The following is a 17,501-nucleotide window of genomic DNA, read 5'->3' as shown; positions in this document are numbered from 1 at the left end:
TTAAAATTTAGATTTATAGATTTAGGCTTAAAGGTTTTTATGCCACACTTCCAGACTGAATACGCAAAAGAGTATTTTGGCCCTTCTTTCATCAGAAATTTTAATCTTTCTGGCAATAAGGTCCATTATGAAGTCTTTTTTTATGATTTTAGAATATAAATTATCCGGAGCCATCAAATAGGTATTGATAATCTCTTTGAGTTCATGATCTACCCATTTCTTCAGGGGTATTTCAAATCCTCTTTTAGGTTGTTCAATGAGCTCAGCCGGCAGATATTTTTTTCCAAGCGTTCTCAAAATATCTTTGGTCTGGAGTTTTTTTATTTTAAAATTGTCCGGTAATCCAGGGGCAAATTCAAGAACTTCTTTTGCTAAAAAAGGGCTTCTTCCTTCTAAAGAATGTGCCATGGTAGCAATATCCATTTTGGTAAGTAGTCTGCTGAACAACATCGAATCAAAATCCATCAGCAGCAATTTCTTTAATGGCGAAATTGAATAGTCGTTAATTCTTGCAAGATCACTTGAAATAACCTTCATTTTTGGTTTTTCAAGAAACACGTCTTCAAAACCCACAAAAAGATCTGAAGAAGCTGAGCAATAGATTTTAACCAAATCAGAATAGCCACCAAACTTCAATAACCTATATATATACGTGTAATTACTTTGTTTCTGATTAGCTACAGGCAATAGACTCGTTAAGATTCTTGAACTAATCCTTGTAAATTGACTCGGATTAAAAAAATCTACGTGTTTAAATGGCACATATCTTCTATAACCACCAAATAGCTCATCTGCACCGTCACCATTTAAAACAACCGTTATATGCTTTTTGGCTTCCCTGGCCACATAATAACTCGGTATTGCGGAATTATCAGAATTAGGCTCACCATGGTTAGATATGATCTTTTCTATATCGTTGGTTAAATCAGAAAAGTCTATTTCAACAACAGTGTGGTCGGTTCCATATTTCTTTGCTACCTTCTCTGCAAGGGCCGATTCATCAAAAGATCCCGGAACCTTAACCGTAAAGGTTTTAAGTTTTGAAGTTTGTTCAGCGGCCATTGCTGTCACTAATCCGCTATCAATCCCTCCACTCAAAAAAGATCCTACATCTAAATCGGAGCTATCTATTCGTCTTTTAACTGCAGTTTTCAGTATGCCATCGAGCTGTGTTACAGCATCGGTATAATCGGGGTATCTTTCTGCTTTATAATAGTCTTCGATTTTAAACCAGCAAACATCATCACAAAGACCTGTAAGTGTATCAATCTTTAAATAGTGCCCATTTTCCAATTCGTTGACAAAAAGATATGGTGTGGCTTTACGGTAATGGTGCCCTACATACAGGTAATCGGCCAGTGAAGAATAGTCGATCTCAGGTCTGCACTTTTTATAAAGTACATTTAGTTCTGATGAAAAAACAAAGGTCTTTGCTTTATTATATACATACAAAGGTTTTTTGCCCGCCCTATCGCGTGCCAGGTACATTCTAAAATTGAGGGTATCATATAATGCAAATGCAAACATCCCATCAAATTCCTCAAGCATATCCATGCCCATCAATTCAAACATCATCAGTATAGTCAATGTATCAGAATTTGAAGAAGCCTTAAGGCCATACTTTTCTCTAAGCTCCATATGATTGTAAATCTCACCATTAAAAACAATCACCAATCCATTGTGCTCCATCGGTTGCTGCCCGGTTACACTTAAATCCTGAATTGCCAGTCTGGTATGGTAAAGATTTACATTATACAAGCTGTAATGTCCCTGTTCATCGGGGCCTCTGTGCAATAACCCATTAAAGATCATACTATTCTCTATTGGATATTCATAGTTTATCGTTCCAAATATTCCGCACATATTATGTCAATTCTAAATAGCACTAACCGGCTAAGCCGTCAATTAATTGCATCCACTCCCCCATCACTTGCTCTTCACTAAATCGTGCCTTAATGTGTTGCTGGCCCTTAGCACCAAGAGCAGTTCTATCGGCAGCAGACATATCCATTATCTTTAACATATTATTGGCCATATCATGCTCATTTTGCTTCTCGCATAATAAACCACATTGTGCCTTTTCAATCAATTCATGATTTCCATCAATATCAGTTACAACCGTAGGTCTCGCATATGCCATAGCTTCCAGAATTGCATTTGGCATCCCTTCTGAAAAAGAGGAAAGCACAAAAGCGTCTGATTGGCCTAAAAAACTATGTGCTTCTTTCTTAAAACCTATGATGTTAACATAGTCTTGAATATTTAGCTCCTCAATTGTTTTCTTAGGCCACAACTCTCCATTTAAATCTCCAACAATATCTACCGTGAAATTTTTGTGTTTTAAAAGTGCTATTGCTTTAAAGAGTGTTAAATAGTCTTTGTTCCACCTAAAGTGACCAATGCATACCCACTTAAAACTACCATTAACCAATTCGCCATCAATCTTGGTATGTTGTGGTATAGTAATTCCATTATGAATCACTATACCTCTTTTGCTCACTAACTTCTGCTTTTCAAAATTTATCATAGAGGCAACAGAATTGTAAACTACTGCATCGTCAAGTCCGTCCGTAAGTTTAAAAGGCATATACCATTTTTTAGGGATCACAGATATCCTAATGGTAGAGATCAACTTAAATTTAAGTCTCATCTTTAATAAGCGTGCAAATATGATTGCAATGAACATAAAAGCAATAACTACATCAGGTCTGAATTTTTTAATGGTTTTATAAAGTATCTGTATGTTCGAAAACGGAGCGCTAGACCAATTCCTTAAAAACAAAGCATCTACTCCGGCTTTTCTGATATCACCATTAAACTCATCAATGGGTTTTAAAGAAATGATCAATACTTTATGATGCTTTGATTGCAGGAATGATGCAATTTTCAATAGCTGCGTTTCAGCTCCACCCTTGCTCATAGATGGGGTCATTAAGATCACCCGTTTATTCACTTTCATAAACTATTTTATTTGAGAGGAAAATTAATTGAGAACTTAATTTGCTATGGAATCTTCCAGGTATGCCTTTACCTGTTTATGCTTAATATCAAAAACAACATTTACGTACTTAACATCCCATGAATTAAATAAGCTGAAATGCTGCTTATAAAAGGCATACGCTTTTTCCTTTAATTCCATTTTAGGATTCGGCTGATAAAATGGACTAACTTCAAGATAAATAGGCTTAGTACTCAGGTCATCGTTTTCCCAGGTAACATCAAAAGCACCGGTAGTGATCTTCAATGATTTAAAGGTTTCTATAATGTGTGCTCTCCACTGTTCCGGAAAGAAATCAAAATCTACCTTACTTCCATAACTTGTCGAAGTTGGTTTCCATTCTTCATTTAAATTTATTCTCCAGTAATGGAGCAAAATCTCTCCTTTAACCAAAATAACCCTTAGGTCTTTTCTCATATTAATCAGCTCCTGTGCTATAATATGCTTGTTCTCTGCCACAAATTTCTTGTTCGAAACAAGGTCTGAAAGATCTTTTATAGATGATATTTTGTATAACCCTTCTGAAGATGAGGAATGCTCTGCTTTGATAAGAAAAGGGAAACAGATATTCGCTTTTACCAAGTCTTCAATTGATTCAAAAATTCGTGTTTTAGGCTCATTAACACCCTCTACATAAAACACTTGATGCATGTAGGTTTTATTTTCCCATAACATGGTCTCGCTGTGTTTGGGAAATACTGAATTTCCCTGCTGTTCAAGCTGCATGGTAATATGCGACAGTATATGGGTATAGTTATCAAACTTGTATATATTGTATCGATTGCTAATGGAAAAAAAAATCTTTTTGTTATGGTATTTCCCAATGGCCAGATTAAACACAATTTTTATTCTTTTATTTTCTGCTATCAGCCCAGCAATAGTTGCCATATCCCATATAAATGCATCTGATCCAAAATACTTAATAGATCTAAAGGGAATCCAAACTAAAATATCACTACTAGCATCATGCAGTCTCCAGAGTTTTAGCCATTTAATTGCTACTATAATTCTGATGATACGCGCTATTCTCTTTAGTACCTTGGTTACTTGTTTCATAAGCTGAATTAATTAGTTCTATTTCTTTAATACCTAAGTATTTTATAGGCATTTCCTTCAATTTCAATATTACCTTTTCATATAATTTCATTACTCCAGACTCATGACCATAACTCAAATCGTCTATGTAAACTACAGGCACGCCTCTGTTTAATAGTTCATTTATATAATCAAGCTTGTCTTCAGCATTCCTTACCAGAATTACACAATCAGCCTTCAGGCCATTTGCGGCCAGCCATTTACGTGTCGAAAAGTAGTCGAGGTAGCTTCTTGCGGATATAAATATTACTTTCTGCCTGGTTCTGGTTTTATCCAGTATAAAATTCCGCATCCCAATAAAAATCGATAACGATCCATATCGGTGGTTTTCATTTCTATAAACATAATCTTGTAGTGATGGCCAGGTATCGGCAAGGGTATTATCTATATCAACAAGGTATATCTCCTGATTTTGGACGGCATTTTTTATAGACCTTCTAAAACGATACCTGAAATACAAATTACAAATCCCAAAAACTACTGCTTTAAACAACCGTTTCATTTACCAATTTCAAAACGTCATTCATCTGAATACATGCTTTTATGCTTTGAATTACATAGTCGTTTTCATCTTTTGAACGGGATGCTAATCTTATAAACTGTCCCTTTAAGCCAATTTTATCATCACATGTTCTTACGTAAATGCCATAACTTATAAGTAGTTTGGCTACAAACTCTGTAGATTTTATGCCTTCCAGTAACTCAATAAGTACAAAATTGGCCATGCTTGGGTAAACTTTAATATTTGGCAACTGTCTCAGCTCCTGTATAAATTCCAGCGTCTCAACAATATATTTTACCCTTACCTTATCATATCTAAGTGCAAAATCCGCTCTTGTATACAACCGAAAGAAATATTCGGCAAAACCATTTGAATTCCACAAATAACCATTCTTTAATAAAAGATCAACATATTCCTTTCTCATCACACCATACCCGGCCCTTACACCTGCAATCCCAAAATCCTTCGACATGCTTTTTAGAACAATAACATTAGGATGTTCTTTAACAAGATGAGATAATGATACCAGCTGATAAGATTCACTTTCATATGCGAAGTGAATAAAGCTTTCATCTATAATAATATTGTCAACAAATGAAAGCTCTTCTATAATCCGCTGCACATCAGCAGCTTTTGTATAACCACCATTTGGATTATTCGGGTTAATCAATACTATGGTGTCTGGCTTATTTTGTTTAACAAATGCAATGTATTCTTCTACATCAAGGTTGTAATTATTATTCTTTGATAAATTATAATACACCACCTCCACACCATCCTTAACATACTCATAATAAGATGAAAAGGTAGGTATTGTAATGATAATCTTCCTTTTGGTAAAATTATGGATAACAGCTTGAATGATTTCAATAGCTCCATTGCCAATAAAGATATTCCCTGAATCAATTTTTAAGAAATCAGCTAAAATCTCAGCAATTACACCATTTTGAGAGGGATAACTCTCCAATAAATCTCTGATATTCCCAGTATGAAGTATTTCCTTATTAAAATACTCAATAAACAAATCCGTTGCATAAGGATTAGATAAAAAGCAAGCATCTACTTTAATGTCTACCTCTGGGAGTTTTTGTTTGAATGTAAAGAAACTAGGTGAATGGGAGCCTGCCTCATTCTTTAATACCTCAATTTTCTTTACTACTTTGAGCTCGTCACTAGTAAATTTTATCATCTCTATTTAAGTTAAATCTTAGTAATCATCTGGTACCCTTTCACCATGTTGCTTTTATCCGAGATCAACATTGTAGAATAGGTTTTTAAATGGGCACTTGCAGATGCCTGGATATGGTAATTTAATTTGAAGAATAACCTTCCGTTTAGTTTGATCATTTTTTTATCAGGATGATAAAGCGCTTCTCTTAATACATCGTAATAACTTTCTACACTTACATCTTTACTTAGAAAACCGGTTTTTCCATGTCTGATCATCTGACCAATCCCCCCTACAGGCGTGCAAACTGGAATACAGCCAACCGATAAGGCTTCGATTAAAGAAATTGGCATTCCTTCGAATATGCTTGAAAGACAAAATGCATCGGCTATACTTAAATAGTCCACCACATTATGCTTTCCACCTATAAATTCTATGTATGGATCGTTACCAACCAGTTTCAGTAAATGCTGATATAAATGCTTTTCTTTAACCTCTCCAATAATGATCAGTTTGCATTTCTTGTCTTCAGTAACATTAAATTTCTTTACAGCCCTGATTAATAAATCCTGATTCTTTTCCGATACAATTCGTCCTACATGAATTAAAATAAAAGCGTCTTCGCCCTCCTTGTATTTTTCATTTAATAAAGGATATTCATCAGTTGTTACCAGATCCTGTCTTCCATTTTCAATTAAAATGTCATTATCCAGCTGATAATAATCTCTATAAGTTTTCTTGCCGTCAAATGAGATCGTAACAGGTTTCACCTTATTTATTTTATACCAGAACTTTCTAAAGGTTTTGAGTATAAAATTTGGACATTCCGCCACAGCGATATTATGAATGGTATGAAAGAACAATGTGTGCTTGTTAGCCAATAGATATAAGGCCAGATATTCGAAGCCATTTAAATGAGAGTGTAACACATCAGGTTCCTCCCTATTCAACCATTTGGTTAAGCCCAAAAAAGCCTTTAAGCTAAATCCTCTGCCTTTATTGAAAGAAACGTAGCGAACATTCTTATGAATATCTTTCACAAATGTCTCTTGTGGATCATTCCAGCAGATAGAAACCAAATAAACTTCATATTGGTCATCTTTAGCAAGCTCATTACACAAATCAACTACGAAGCGCTCTGCTCCTCCCTTAGTTAAATCACCTATAAGGTGCATTATTTTGATTTTCTCCATTGTTATATGTACCTGGAAATCCGATTCAAAAAATTATTTCGTTGCAATACCACTTAGTATGTATCTTTTTCTCTTTGGGATGATGAACTCCAATAATCCATCAAGGTGTCCTAAAAGGATTCTTTGCTTTTCAGTCCTACCAAAGCAGCCAAAAAAACCTGTTGTTGTATATTTGATTGTTTTGAATGCACTAAATAGCTCTTCTACCTCATTTATATCCAGATAATTCCATCCAGGGGTACCATATTTCCTTCTCAGAAACCGATGGAGATTAGTAGCGGCCAAATTTTCTGTGAAAAGCAGCATGCCTCCCGGCTTCAGGGCACCATAAATCTCATTTAGCGTTTTTGCTTTATATTCATTTCTATTATTCTGGCTAATCCCACCCAGGATAGATTTAAATACGATAATGTCAAATTGGTTCTTAAAAGGAATATCCGTTGCATCCAAAGCCGCATACCTTATATTAATGCCACATTCATACTTACAATGAATTTCACCTGCTATAGGCTCCGGATTTTTAAGATCCGTACATAGTACTGAGTTGCCTCTAAGTGCAAGCCAAAGTGATAGCCCACCACGTGCCGCGCCCAATTCCAAGCATTGTGTACTCTTCTCGTTTGCTGGCACATTCTTATCCAGATAATCAATTGCCCTCCACCAGTTTGTAATATCCCAGTCTATGATATCTCTAATGGTTTCCTTATCCATATCATTCGGCTTTAAATATGGGTTACAACTACATCCTCATCCAGATCAGCTTCTCTGTTCAGCAAAAAGTTTAAGTGCAGAATCGCGAAATACAGGAAAAAGGTAGGGCCGTTTGCGCTAACAAGCCATGAGTTGTGCGACAGTGAATTGATGGAAACGGCAATAAATGAACAACAAAGACAAATCATCAACGCATATTTCTTCTTCTTAACATTTCGAAATGCATTGATAATGATCTTTGAAATCTTATAATACAATCCGGCCAATATTCCCAAACCCAAAAAAGGTCCGACATAGGTAAGAAACATCAGGTAGGCATTGTGCGAAGTAATCCCCGACGAGAACACCTCATTACGATAAGTAACGTCTGACCAATCCTTCCCATAAAATATAAGCCCATAAGGATAATCCGAATAGATTCTTAAGTTTTCAGCAGCCAGGGTTGATCTATTGTATTCCTCCATATTATGTTCATTCTTGGTAAGAATGTTATTATAAGAGTCTGTATTATCTTTCAAAATGTATGTGTAGAATACAAAAGCTGCACAAACAGCAAACACCACAATAAAAATCGCTTTGTAATTGTAATACAATATCAGGAACAAGAATACCGAGAAAACAAAACCTACAAATACCGAGCGTTGCATACCCAGATATATAAACAGTAAACAAGCCAAAAGACTAACTATTTTAATAACAAGCGCTTTGTCAAACACTAGAGTAAAAATCAATAGAAATGGAACCAGGGCGGCCAATTGATAACCAAAGTTAAATTGATATGTTGCTATTCCCGAAGGACTCTGCACGACCGGTTCTCCCATCAGCATCGACCTTAGATTATTTATTTCTGATAAATAAAATGGATTAAGAACCATTACAATTGATGAAAATGTCAGCAAGGCAAAAAAAATATAAACAGAAATCGTAAATCGCTCTTTATCTGCACCTACAAAATAATTAAAGTAAAGCGCGCACATTCCAATGCATAAGGTATTGGCCATAAACACCATGTAATCTGAAAAACCAATCGCATTGTACAAGAAAATAGCGCCCCCAAGAAGAAGAAGCTCCGTTTTGTACAAAAATCCTAGCCCATCTTTTTCCCTAAACAAAAAAATAAGTGGTAAACAGAAAATAAGAGGCGTAGGGATTCTAAATAAATTTGTCATAAAAACCCCGAACGACAGGCTGTATAAATACAACACTATAAATACAACTGCAATTAATTTCATATGCATTATAAGCTATTCTATGTTTTGTTTAAAAGTTTCTATAAAACCTTGGGAATCATTAATCGCATTAAAATATTTCTCCTGGCCATTTTTTGCGATGTGTTTATAATCATCATAATGAGCTGCCATGTGTTCAAGGCGAGCCTCAAGTTCTTCTAAATTCCAATTAACAGGAACATAGGTTTCGTTTTCTATAAACAGATTCGGGTAAGTTTCAAGATGATTCATAAGCGGTTTAATCAGTACCGATCCAGAAATAAACGTTTCAAAATCCCTATAGCAAATTTCACCCCAGCCAAATGGACTGATACTAAGTTTCGAATCCCTTAGTTCTTTCCAATATCTGGCTTTGCTTACATTCCCACCACTTGCTATTTGCAAATTCAGGCGATCAAAAAGACTTAAAACATGGTTTCTTTGATAAGAGATCATGTTTCTATTCCCATTATCTTTATGGATTGTTCCACGAAAAGCCAAATCATATTTCCTGTCTTTATCGTAAGTAGATAAATGAGTTGGGTAAACCCTATAACTCAAATAATTACTTAATCTGCTCATTTTATACCCAAAGTATCTGTAATCATTAAACCCGATATTCCAACCAAGTTTAATTTTATGGAGTTCCGCTTCGGGGCAGGGTACAAAAGTTGTTTTTTGATCATCCGAAATTGTGTTTAGCCATATCCTTAAGTCATTTACCTTATTTGAAACGGTATAGTAATCAAGGTTTTTTAGTCGCTGTTTTTTCATAAAAACATCAACAAAAGATATAATTGGAAAGTCGCTGGATCCGGAAGAGTCCGCAGCATCAAACCAAATCAGTCTACCTGCTGTTCGTTTCATTTCTGTTAAATACATAATCAGTTCATTCTCATTTTTAGAAGATCTGGTATGTATGTTTTGCCAGCCATCCGCAAAATACCGCGAGTGCAATAGCAAATAATCGGCGTCCCTTAATCTTTTATCATTGTGATCATAGTAAAATTCTACTTTTAAATCATGCTCAAGAAGATTCTTTTTCCAGCGATAAAAATGATGTGATTCGCCATAAAATCTTTTTGATGGCCAATCCAAAACTTTCAATATTTTCATCTTCTAATTATACTTTTCAGGGTATATGAAATGATCTTCAGATCAACCCAAAGGTTGTGGTGATCAATGTATTTTAAGTTCTGAGTAATCTTTGAAGGGATAATGGTGTTAATATAAAAACTCTCTGGGTCTTCGGCTGCTGCAAGCAACTCGTTTTCATCTATATATTGAATGGATGCCCAATCTGTAATGCCCGGTTTTACACTAAGTACTTTTATTTGAGAGGCATCGTACAATTCAACATATTTAAGTACTTCCGGTCTGGGGCCAACAAAACTCATTTCTCCCTTTAGAATATTAATAAGCTGTGGAAGTTCATCTATTTTATATTTCCTTAGCCAGCATCCAACTTTGGTAATACGCGAATCATGATCTCCAATAGTCAACAAACCGGCCCTATCTGAATCAGTATACATCGTTCTAAACTTTATCAGTTTAAAATTCTTCTGATTTAAGCCTACCCGAAGTTGCTTGTAAAAAATGCTCCCTTTTGAATCTAACTTTAAAAGAATAACAACCACAATAAACATTGGCGACAAAAAGAACATACCACCCAATGAGAACACGATGTCAAACACCCTTTTCGCAATCATGTTATATGATTTTATGATAACACTTTAACCAATTTATTGATTTCAACAACCTGATGAACAGCCCCTATAACAGATTCTATAATGAAATCGACCTCCGGATCAGAGAGTTGAGGATATATAGGCAATGAAATCTCGCAGGCGAACTGTTTATAGCTATTAGGATAATTTTCTATAGCATATCCAATGCTTTTGAAATACGTAAGCATCGGCATTGGTATAAAATGTACATTTACGATCACTCCCCAGTTTACCAGGCTTTCAATAATCTGATCTCTCTCAGCCTCGGTAATTCCTTTAATGCGCAACGGGAAAAGATGATACGAACCTTCTCTTATTTCGTCTTTACCGGTTGGTTCAATAAACCAATCATAAGATTTAAATGCGGCACAATATTTTAAGAAAATATTTTTACGGAGTGGCAGCAAGGTATTACTGTATTGTCTTATCTGGGCCAATCCAATTGCAGCGCAAATATCGGGCATATTCATTTTGAATCCTTTAAAAAGAATATCATATCTCCAGTTAGCTCCTTTTGATTTTGCAAATGCATCTTTATTCTGTCCATTTAGCGAGAAAATCTTCAAAAAACTATATTCTTCCTGGTTGTCAAAAGGAGGAGGTAAATTCAAACAGATGCAGCCTCCTTCAGCAGTTGTAATATTCTTAACGGCATGAAAAGAAAAAATAGTAACATCACATTTCTGTGCGGCAGGCAGTCCTTCGTAGGTTGCACCAATAGAATGTGCTGCGTCAGACATCAATAATATCCTTCCCAATTCAGATTGTTTTGCTGTAACGGGTTTAAAAATGCTTTTTATTGCCGGATCATTTACAATTTCACGCAACTCGTTATAATTACATGGTAAGCCTGCAATGTCAACCCCAATTATTGCTTTCGTTTTTGATGTAATCTTACTTTTCACCATCACCGGATCAATAGTAAAATCGTCTAAAATATCCACCATCACAGGTATGGCTCCACAATGCAAAACGCATAAAGCGGTAGCACAATAAGAGTACGCTGGCACAATCACTTCATCTCCGTCGCCTACCCCAAACCATTTCAGCATCATAATTGCTCCAGAGGTCCAGGAGTTCACGCAAACTGTGGCTTTAGATCCCGTTAAATTCAACAACTCATATTCCAGGGCCTTAACTTTTGGTCCCGAAGTGATCCAGTTGGTACGAAGAGAGTCAAGCACTTCATCAATCACTGCCTGATCAATAAATGGAGGAGAGAAAGGTATATTCATATCTTTAAGATTTTAACATTTGGTAAGACTAATAGATTGGTTATTAAACCCTTATGGATTTAAACATGAGTTAGTATTAATTTTTCCCATTTTGCGAAAGTGTTTTCGGGGGAGTTTGTCTGATTAATTAATTGAGCATTTACAGACATTTTTATTTTAAGAGCAGGATCACTCATGGTTCTTTTAATTGCTTCAGAAAGGTATTTTATATTGTTTGCTTTAACCAACAAACCGTTTTCCTCATTTTCTATAATATCAGAAGGTCCAAACTCACAATCGGTAGCCACACAAGCACAGCCTAAACTCATTGCTTCCACAAGTACATTGGGATATCCTTCGTTTCGCGATGAAAGCACAAACATTTCTGCCTGCCTGTAATAATCCTGAAGATTTTTCTGATAACCAATCAGCTTCACTCTATCACTTAGATCTAAATCTTTGATTTGTTTCTCCAGATTTTTACGCTCCCCCCCCTCGCCAGAAATCAAAAGATCTACATCTTTCATTTCCAACCTTTTAAAGGCTTGTATTAATAGATCAAATCCTTTTTGGTGATCTAACCTGCCTACGCTAAGAATGAATTTACGAGGGTAAACTCTTTCTGTACAGGCGGCGCTAAACTGGCTGACCGGATTATTTATTACTTCAAAATTGCTTAGTGCACTAAACGATTTGTTCTTTCTAAAGCCATCAACCATTCCTTTTGAAGGAACAACGATCGCTTTGGATTTACTATAAACCCTTGCCGACAACCATCTTAAGAAATGATTAAGTTGATTTACGGTATAGTCTGGGGTAATGCGTTCAGAAACCAAATAAGGAGTCCTTAAAATATTACAGGTAAGTCCCATCCATATATTGGCAGAGGTCATAAAAGATACCACGCAACTTGGTTTTTCTTTTATAAGGATAAACAGCAGCTTAAAAAGAGTAACTCCACCATACCAAAGCCTAAAAAAAAATGACTGGTTTCGGATATTGGTCACAAGAGAAATGATTTTTATTCCCTTCTCTAAGTGATAAGCAGGTTTAGCCTCATTCAGGCAAATCATTGTAACATCAAAGCCTTTCTTATAAAAGTAATTGCCAAGGTTCGAAATTACACGCTCCGCTCCGCCTCCAAAAAGGCTGTTAATGGCAAAAATCAGTTTATATTTTCTTACCATAGCGAGGTAATTGTTTGGAATGCATTATTGAAATTGAAATACCGTATATCAAACAGGAAATATTGTTTAAAATAAATTTTCAACAGCTCTCTTTTTTGAAGCGAAGAGTATTTGAAATTCTTGATTGTGAGGTTAAAATCGCTTATCATTCTTGATTTTCGGATCTTCGGATCTATCATACTCCATATCCCGCCGGTATGGTGCCTGTAGCATGCCATCACTTCAGGTAACACATAAATCTTTTTACCTGTATTTGCAAGCGCATATAGTTTCAAAAGCGTATCTGTACCATAAGTTTCGAAATACCAGCTTTGTTCTGCTACGCCCGTTACCTGTTTAATATTTCTCATCATCAAAGAGCAGATTCTTGTCTCTTCTCTTTTTCCCAGCAAAACGTCTTTGTAGTCAAATTCCAAACTTACCGGCAAATCTTTAACATAAACAAGCTTGTCAAAATCATCAATCACTTCACTATGGTGACAGCAAATCACATAATCATCATGAGCTTCCAGAAAATCTACCTGTTTCTGTAGTTTAGAGGCATCTGTCCAAAAATCGTCTCCATCGCACATCGCTATGTACTTTCCTTTTGCGCGTCTTACCACGTCAGTTTGGTTTCTTATCGCTCCTATATTGGGGTTATGGCTAATCAGTTTGATCAAATCTGGATACCTTGCACAATAGCTTTCAATGATTGCTTTTGTGTTATCTGAAGATTTATCTTCACCAACCAGGATTTCAAATTTAAAATTGGTTTCCTGCATCAAGAAACCATCTAAAGCCTGAGCAATATACTTTTCGTGGTTATACGTGATGCAACATACTGATACCATTAATTCATGTGTAGGCATAGCTATATTATTTTTTATTATAAGGATTAGACAGCTCCATTTTGTAAGCCGGCGAATACAGGCTTCAGGTTATTTATAGGAATCACATGATTCAATCTTTCGATCTCAGCCGGACGATCATAATTTTGTACCCTTAAAATTATCCTTGTAATCAGGTCCAGGTCACTGGATGTTAAAGTATGATACAGTGGTAAACAAAGAATCCTTCTTGACACTGAATCGCATACGGGCATATGAGGTGAGGTAACAAAAGGCAAAGTAGAAAGAGATGGGTAAAAGTATCTTCTGCAATACACCTTTTCATTCTCCAGCGCCTTTAAGCATCTCAGCATTAAATCTTCACTGTCAAACAATACAGGGAAATACGCATAATTGTAATCAAGGTTTTCATTCAGTTTTGGATACCTGGCCTCCAGATTAGCTAAAGCTTTCCAATAATAAAATGAAAGCAGCCTTCTTTTGTCTAAAATTTCATCAATCTCTTTCAGGTTGCATAAACCCATAGCAGCATGAAATTCACAGTTTTTTCCATTTATACCCAACTCAGAAAATTCATCAGGCCCATCGTGCCCAAAGTTTCTCATTAAGGCCATCTTTTTCAATAAGTCAGGACATTGAGTAAATACGGCTCCTCCCTCAATGGTATGAAACACCTTGGTTGCATGGAAGCTTGTTGTACTCACATCCCCATAAGCAAATACCGATTTGTTTTTATATTTTGTACCAAAGCAATGTGCAGCGTCATAAATCACCTTCAATGAATACCTGTCTGCAATTTCCTGTATGGCATCAATATCACATGGATTCCCATATACATGGGTAGCAAGAATGGCTGATGTTTGAGGCGTTATTGCAGCTTCAATTTTTTTAGGATCTATATTAAAAGTCTCCTCATCAATGTCTACAAATACAGGTTTGCAGCCTTCCCATACAATACTATTTGTAGTCGCAACAAAAGAAAAAGGTGTTGTAATAATTTCACCTGTCAGGCCAAGTGCTTTAATTGCAATTTGCAATGCAATTGTACCATTCGAAACAAACAGCAAGTGTTTAATTTCCAAATAGTTCTTGAGCTTCAATTCAAGTTCATTTACCAGTGGCCCGTTATTGGTAAGCCACTGACGTTCCCAAATGCTGTGAATGTACTCTTCAAATTCGTTAACTTTTGGAAGAAAAGGTTTGGTTACAGGTATCATCTCTTTAGGATTAATTGTTTAAAATCATGAATTGGTGCAAGTCTTAAAATTGAACTGCTGGCCAGATAAATCAGAGAGAAAAACAGGCCGTCTATTATAATTCTGGTAACATCTAATAATTGGAGTGTGCTGAAGCATAGCGTATCGGCCAGGTAGCATAATATTCCTGCAAAAACAGAGGTTGCAATCATTGGAATAATGTCAATGATCTGCTCTCCTATGGGGTAATTGATCAGTTTTCCGCTATAAATTGAGTTGATGTAATAACCTATAAAATTGAACATCAGCTGAAAATATAGTAAGCCATATATTCCAAAGGGGAACACGCACAAAATGCCAACTACACAAATTGATTTTTTAATAAATTCCAGTTTCAGTATCAGATCGCTCCTTCCCTTTACTTTTAATATGTTAAGGTTATAAGCATGCAAAGGATACATAATACCAGCAATGCATAAGATTTGAAAGTATGGTACTGCCGGCAACCATTTATCTGTAAACAGAAACCTAAATAAAGGCTCTCCTATTACGGCCAGCAAAATCAAAATAGGCGTATTCCAGAAAATAACCTGCTGCATTAATCTTTTATAAACCATTTTTAACCTCAAATCGTCATCGGCAATTGATGCGAACATTGGGTAGGTAACCTTATTTATTACTGCAGATATATTTGCAATAGGGAGCTGGCTAGCCGAATCTGCCCTCGAATAAAAGCCTAGTTGTACAACAGAATAATACTTACCAATGATTAATACATATATATTTCTATAAAGGATATCCAGTAATCCAGTCAGGGTCATTTTATAGCCAAAATAAAAGTGCCTCTTAAAGCATCGTTTACTGAACACAAAACTTGGTGTCCAGCCAGAATAAATCCAATGCATCACTGTGGATAAGAAAGACTGAAATAAACCCATCCAAACTAAACTCCATACACCGTAACCCTGAAGCGCCAAAAAAACACCTAATAGTCCACCAATCAATACTGCAGGTATCTGAATTTTCATTTGAATTTTAAAATTCATCTCCTTTGTTAACCTTGCATTCTGCACTCCATAAAAGGCATTTATGATAAAGTCTAGGGCATACACCCTAAGAATCAGTGTCAGCACATCCTGATGATAAAATGAAGTAATCAGCGGTGCAAGCAGGTAAATAATGGCATACAGTACAATACTTCCGCCCAGGTTAAAAAAGAAAACCGTTGAGTAGTCTTCCTGTCCCAGATCTGACGATCGTATTAACGACGATGCCAGACCGCTTTCTAACAAAGAATTACCTATGGCAATAAATACTGTTAGCATTGCGATAAGGCCAAATTCTGCAGGCAATAAAATCCTTGCCAGTATCATGGTAATGCAGAAGCCAATTAGCTGCACACTAAACTGCTGTGTAAAATTCCAGATTAACCCTGAAATTGTTTTTTTCTGTAAAGACATGATAAAGGGTTTATTTCTGAAAGGAACCTGAATACCTGGGTTTATGGAACCTATAGTTCCTTAAAAAATGAAGTATTGGTTTTTCCAAAAACCGGGTTACCAGCCATGCTATGGTTATCATAGAAATGATGCCTATAAAAATTACCAGAAACTCGTTAGAAATATATCGTCCTATTTTTCTCATCAGCACAAAACCTATGTTTTGATGCAGCAGATATAACGGATAGGAAATATAGCCCAGGAACACAAAAGGCTTCCATGTTAGCAGCGTAAGCTTGTTATAAACAAATAAGTAGAACAAGCAAAATATGGCAGAGAACACTCCGAAACAAATCAGCGTTGGGTTTTCTATTACACCAGCTAAAAAACACACGCCAATCAAAATGTGTTCGCGCCAGTCCCCTCCATCAAATTTTATCTTGTAAAAAAGAATCCCCGCAAGAAAAAACATCCCATACTGTAAGTTCAGCAAATAAGCGCCAAAAGGTAGCGTAAACAGACTATTGCTTAACATCAGCGTTAGCCATATCACTGCAATTGTCCTCATTTTTCTCAGCAGCCTGAGTTGGAACAAGGCACCCATAAAAGCGTAAAAAAACAGTTCCGGTACCAGCGACCAGTAAGCACCGTCAACATTTTTTATCCCGAAAACCCCCTGTATCATACTCATGTTCATCAAAAGAACCGGGATACTGTTTGTTTCCATTTTAGGATCCTGAGAAAGGTTTACAATTAAAAATGTTATAAAAACACAAATCCAGTAAGTTGGATAAAGCCTCGAAAATCTTTTATAAGCAAAATCTTCTAATGAGGTTTTCCCTTGAAGAGACATAAAGATTACAAAGCCACTGATCATAAAAAACAGTTCTACTCCGTAACGACCAATCTCCCAATCGAATTTTGAAGGATAATTATGGCCAAAATTCATTCTGAACTTAGATGTATAATGGAATATAACTACGTTAAGAGCGGCAATTCCTCTTAAAACATCCAGTTCTTTTAAGCGTACCAT

At 35.9% G+C, this 17,501-nt stretch carries 16 protein-coding genes; all 16 read right to left on the bottom strand.

What is annotated here, in order from left to right; genetic code table 11:
- Positions 1–27: 27 nt before the first annotated feature.
- A complete protein-coding gene (asnB, locus tag HQN86_RS19685) occupies positions 28–1,863 on the bottom strand; it encodes an asparagine synthase (glutamine-hydrolyzing) (RefSeq protein ID WP_172662604.1) in 1,836 nt (611 codons plus the stop codon).
- Between the two features lie 22 nt (positions 1,864–1,885).
- The gene (locus HQN86_RS19680; protein ID WP_216854461.1) at positions 1,886–2,959 is read right to left on the bottom strand and encodes a glycosyltransferase; all 1,074 of its coding nucleotides are present in this window, start codon (positions 2,957–2,959) and stop codon (positions 1,886–1,888) included.
- A gap of 36 nt (positions 2,960–2,995) precedes the next feature.
- Complete coding sequence (locus HQN86_RS19675) at positions 2,996–4,054, bottom strand: ATP-grasp domain-containing protein (RefSeq protein WP_172662603.1); 1,059 nt, start codon at positions 4,052–4,054, stop codon at positions 2,996–2,998.
- Positions 3,990–4,595 (bottom strand): hypothetical protein, encoded by a 606-nt coding sequence (locus tag HQN86_RS19670; RefSeq protein WP_172662602.1) that lies wholly within the window; start codon positions 4,593–4,595, stop codon positions 3,990–3,992. Before HQN86_RS19670 ends, HQN86_RS19675 begins: the two co-directional genes overlap by 65 nt.
- On the bottom strand, positions 4,579–5,784 hold the full coding sequence (locus HQN86_RS19665) for a pyridoxal phosphate-dependent aminotransferase (protein WP_172662601.1): 1,206 nt from the start codon (positions 5,782–5,784) through the stop codon (positions 4,579–4,581). Before HQN86_RS19665 ends, HQN86_RS19670 begins: the two co-directional genes overlap by 17 nt.
- An 11-nt stretch (positions 5,785–5,795) precedes the next feature.
- Positions 5,796–6,956 carry a glycosyltransferase gene (locus tag HQN86_RS19660; RefSeq protein ID WP_172662600.1) on the bottom strand — a complete coding sequence of 387 codons (1,161 nt, stop codon included), beginning with the start codon at positions 6,954–6,956 and terminating at the stop codon, positions 5,796–5,798.
- 33 nt (positions 6,957–6,989) lie between these two features.
- Complete coding sequence (locus HQN86_RS19655; RefSeq protein ID WP_172662599.1) at positions 6,990–7,667, bottom strand: class I SAM-dependent methyltransferase; 678 nt, start codon at positions 7,665–7,667, stop codon at positions 6,990–6,992.
- 11 nt (positions 7,668–7,678) lie between these two features.
- Positions 7,679–8,779 (bottom strand): O-antigen ligase family protein, encoded by a 1,101-nt coding sequence (locus HQN86_RS19650; RefSeq protein ID WP_246269694.1) that lies wholly within the window; start codon positions 8,777–8,779, stop codon positions 7,679–7,681.
- A 132-nt stretch (positions 8,780–8,911) separates the two neighbouring features.
- Entirely contained in the window at positions 8,912–9,991 is a 1,080-nt protein-coding gene (locus HQN86_RS19645) for a glycosyltransferase family 1 protein (RefSeq protein ID WP_172662597.1), read from the bottom strand.
- On the bottom strand, positions 9,988–10,584 hold the full coding sequence (locus HQN86_RS19640) for a sugar transferase (protein ID WP_172662596.1): 597 nt from the start codon (positions 10,582–10,584) through the stop codon (positions 9,988–9,990). Before HQN86_RS19640 ends, HQN86_RS19645 begins: the two co-directional genes overlap by 4 nt.
- Positions 10,585–10,595: 11 nt before the next feature.
- On the bottom strand, positions 10,596–11,837 hold the full coding sequence (locus HQN86_RS19635) for a DegT/DnrJ/EryC1/StrS family aminotransferase (RefSeq protein ID WP_172662595.1): 1,242 nt from the start codon (positions 11,835–11,837) through the stop codon (positions 10,596–10,598).
- A 59-nt stretch (positions 11,838–11,896) separates the two neighbouring features.
- The gene (locus HQN86_RS19630) at positions 11,897–13,003 is read right to left on the bottom strand and encodes a glycosyltransferase family 4 protein (protein ID WP_172662594.1); all 1,107 of its coding nucleotides are present in this window, start codon (positions 13,001–13,003) and stop codon (positions 11,897–11,899) included.
- A complete protein-coding gene (locus tag HQN86_RS19625) occupies positions 12,997–13,854 on the bottom strand; it encodes a glycosyltransferase family 2 protein (RefSeq protein ID WP_172662593.1) in 858 nt (285 codons plus the stop codon). Before HQN86_RS19625 ends, HQN86_RS19630 begins: the two co-directional genes overlap by 7 nt.
- Positions 13,855–13,880: 26 nt before the next feature.
- Entirely contained in the window at positions 13,881–15,050 is a 1,170-nt protein-coding gene (locus tag HQN86_RS19620) for a DegT/DnrJ/EryC1/StrS family aminotransferase (protein ID WP_172662592.1), read from the bottom strand.
- On the bottom strand, positions 15,047–16,489 hold the full coding sequence (locus HQN86_RS19615; protein WP_172662591.1) for a lipopolysaccharide biosynthesis protein: 1,443 nt from the start codon (positions 16,487–16,489) through the stop codon (positions 15,047–15,049). The genes HQN86_RS19620 and HQN86_RS19615 overlap by 4 nt, the downstream gene beginning before the upstream one ends.
- 10 nt (positions 16,490–16,499) lie before the next feature.
- Entirely contained in the window at positions 16,500–17,501 is a 1,002-nt protein-coding gene (locus tag HQN86_RS19610; RefSeq protein WP_172662590.1) for an acyltransferase family protein, read from the bottom strand.

Source organism: Pedobacter panaciterrae, assembly GCF_013204795.1.
Classification (GTDB): Bacteria; Bacteroidota; Bacteroidia; order Sphingobacteriales; family Sphingobacteriaceae; genus Pedobacter; species Pedobacter panaciterrae.
Note: the sequence above shows the minus strand (reverse complement) of the source record. Positions and strands in the feature narration are given on the sequence as shown.

Bases quoted from the DNA above. Each gene is read 5' to 3' on its own strand.
- HQN86_RS19645 (WP_172662597.1), bottom strand. From the start codon at position 9,991: ATGAAAATATTGAAAGTTTTGGATTGGCCATCAAAAAGATTTTATGGC.
- HQN86_RS19620 (WP_172662592.1), bottom strand. From the start codon at position 15,050: ATGATACCTGTAACCAAACCTTTTCTTCCAAAAGTTAACGAATTTGAA.
- asnB (WP_172662604.1), bottom strand. From the start codon at position 1,863: ATGTGCGGAATATTTGGAACGATAAACTATGAATATCCAATAGAGAAT.
- HQN86_RS19655 (WP_172662599.1), bottom strand. From the start codon at position 7,667: ATGGATAAGGAAACCATTAGAGATATCATAGACTGGGATATTACAAAC.
- HQN86_RS19670 (WP_172662602.1), bottom strand. From the start codon at position 4,595: ATGAAACGGTTGTTTAAAGCAGTAGTTTTTGGGATTTGTAATTTGTAT.
- HQN86_RS19675 (WP_172662603.1), bottom strand. From the start codon at position 4,054: ATGAAACAAGTAACCAAGGTACTAAAGAGAATAGCGCGTATCATCAGA.
- HQN86_RS19625 (WP_172662593.1), bottom strand. From the start codon at position 13,854: ATGCCTACACATGAATTAATGGTATCAGTATGTTGCATCACGTATAAC.
- HQN86_RS19610 (WP_172662590.1), bottom strand. From the start codon at position 17,501: ATGGTACGCTTAAAAGAACTGGATGTTTTAAGAGGAATTGCCGCTCTT.
- HQN86_RS19640 (WP_172662596.1), bottom strand. From the start codon at position 10,584: ATGATTGCGAAAAGGGTGTTTGACATCGTGTTCTCATTGGGTGGTATG.
- HQN86_RS19630 (WP_172662594.1), bottom strand. From the start codon at position 13,003: ATGGTAAGAAAATATAAACTGATTTTTGCCATTAACAGCCTTTTTGGA.
- HQN86_RS19615 (WP_172662591.1), bottom strand. From the start codon at position 16,489: ATGTCTTTACAGAAAAAAACAATTTCAGGGTTAATCTGGAATTTTACA.
- HQN86_RS19680 (WP_216854461.1), bottom strand. From the start codon at position 2,959: ATGAAAGTGAATAAACGGGTGATCTTAATGACCCCATCTATGAGCAAG.
- HQN86_RS19635 (WP_172662595.1), bottom strand. From the start codon at position 11,837: ATGAATATACCTTTCTCTCCTCCATTTATTGATCAGGCAGTGATTGAT.
- HQN86_RS19660 (WP_172662600.1), bottom strand. From the start codon at position 6,956: ATGGAGAAAATCAAAATAATGCACCTTATAGGTGATTTAACTAAGGGA.
- HQN86_RS19665 (WP_172662601.1), bottom strand. From the start codon at position 5,784: ATGATAAAATTTACTAGTGACGAGCTCAAAGTAGTAAAGAAAATTGAG.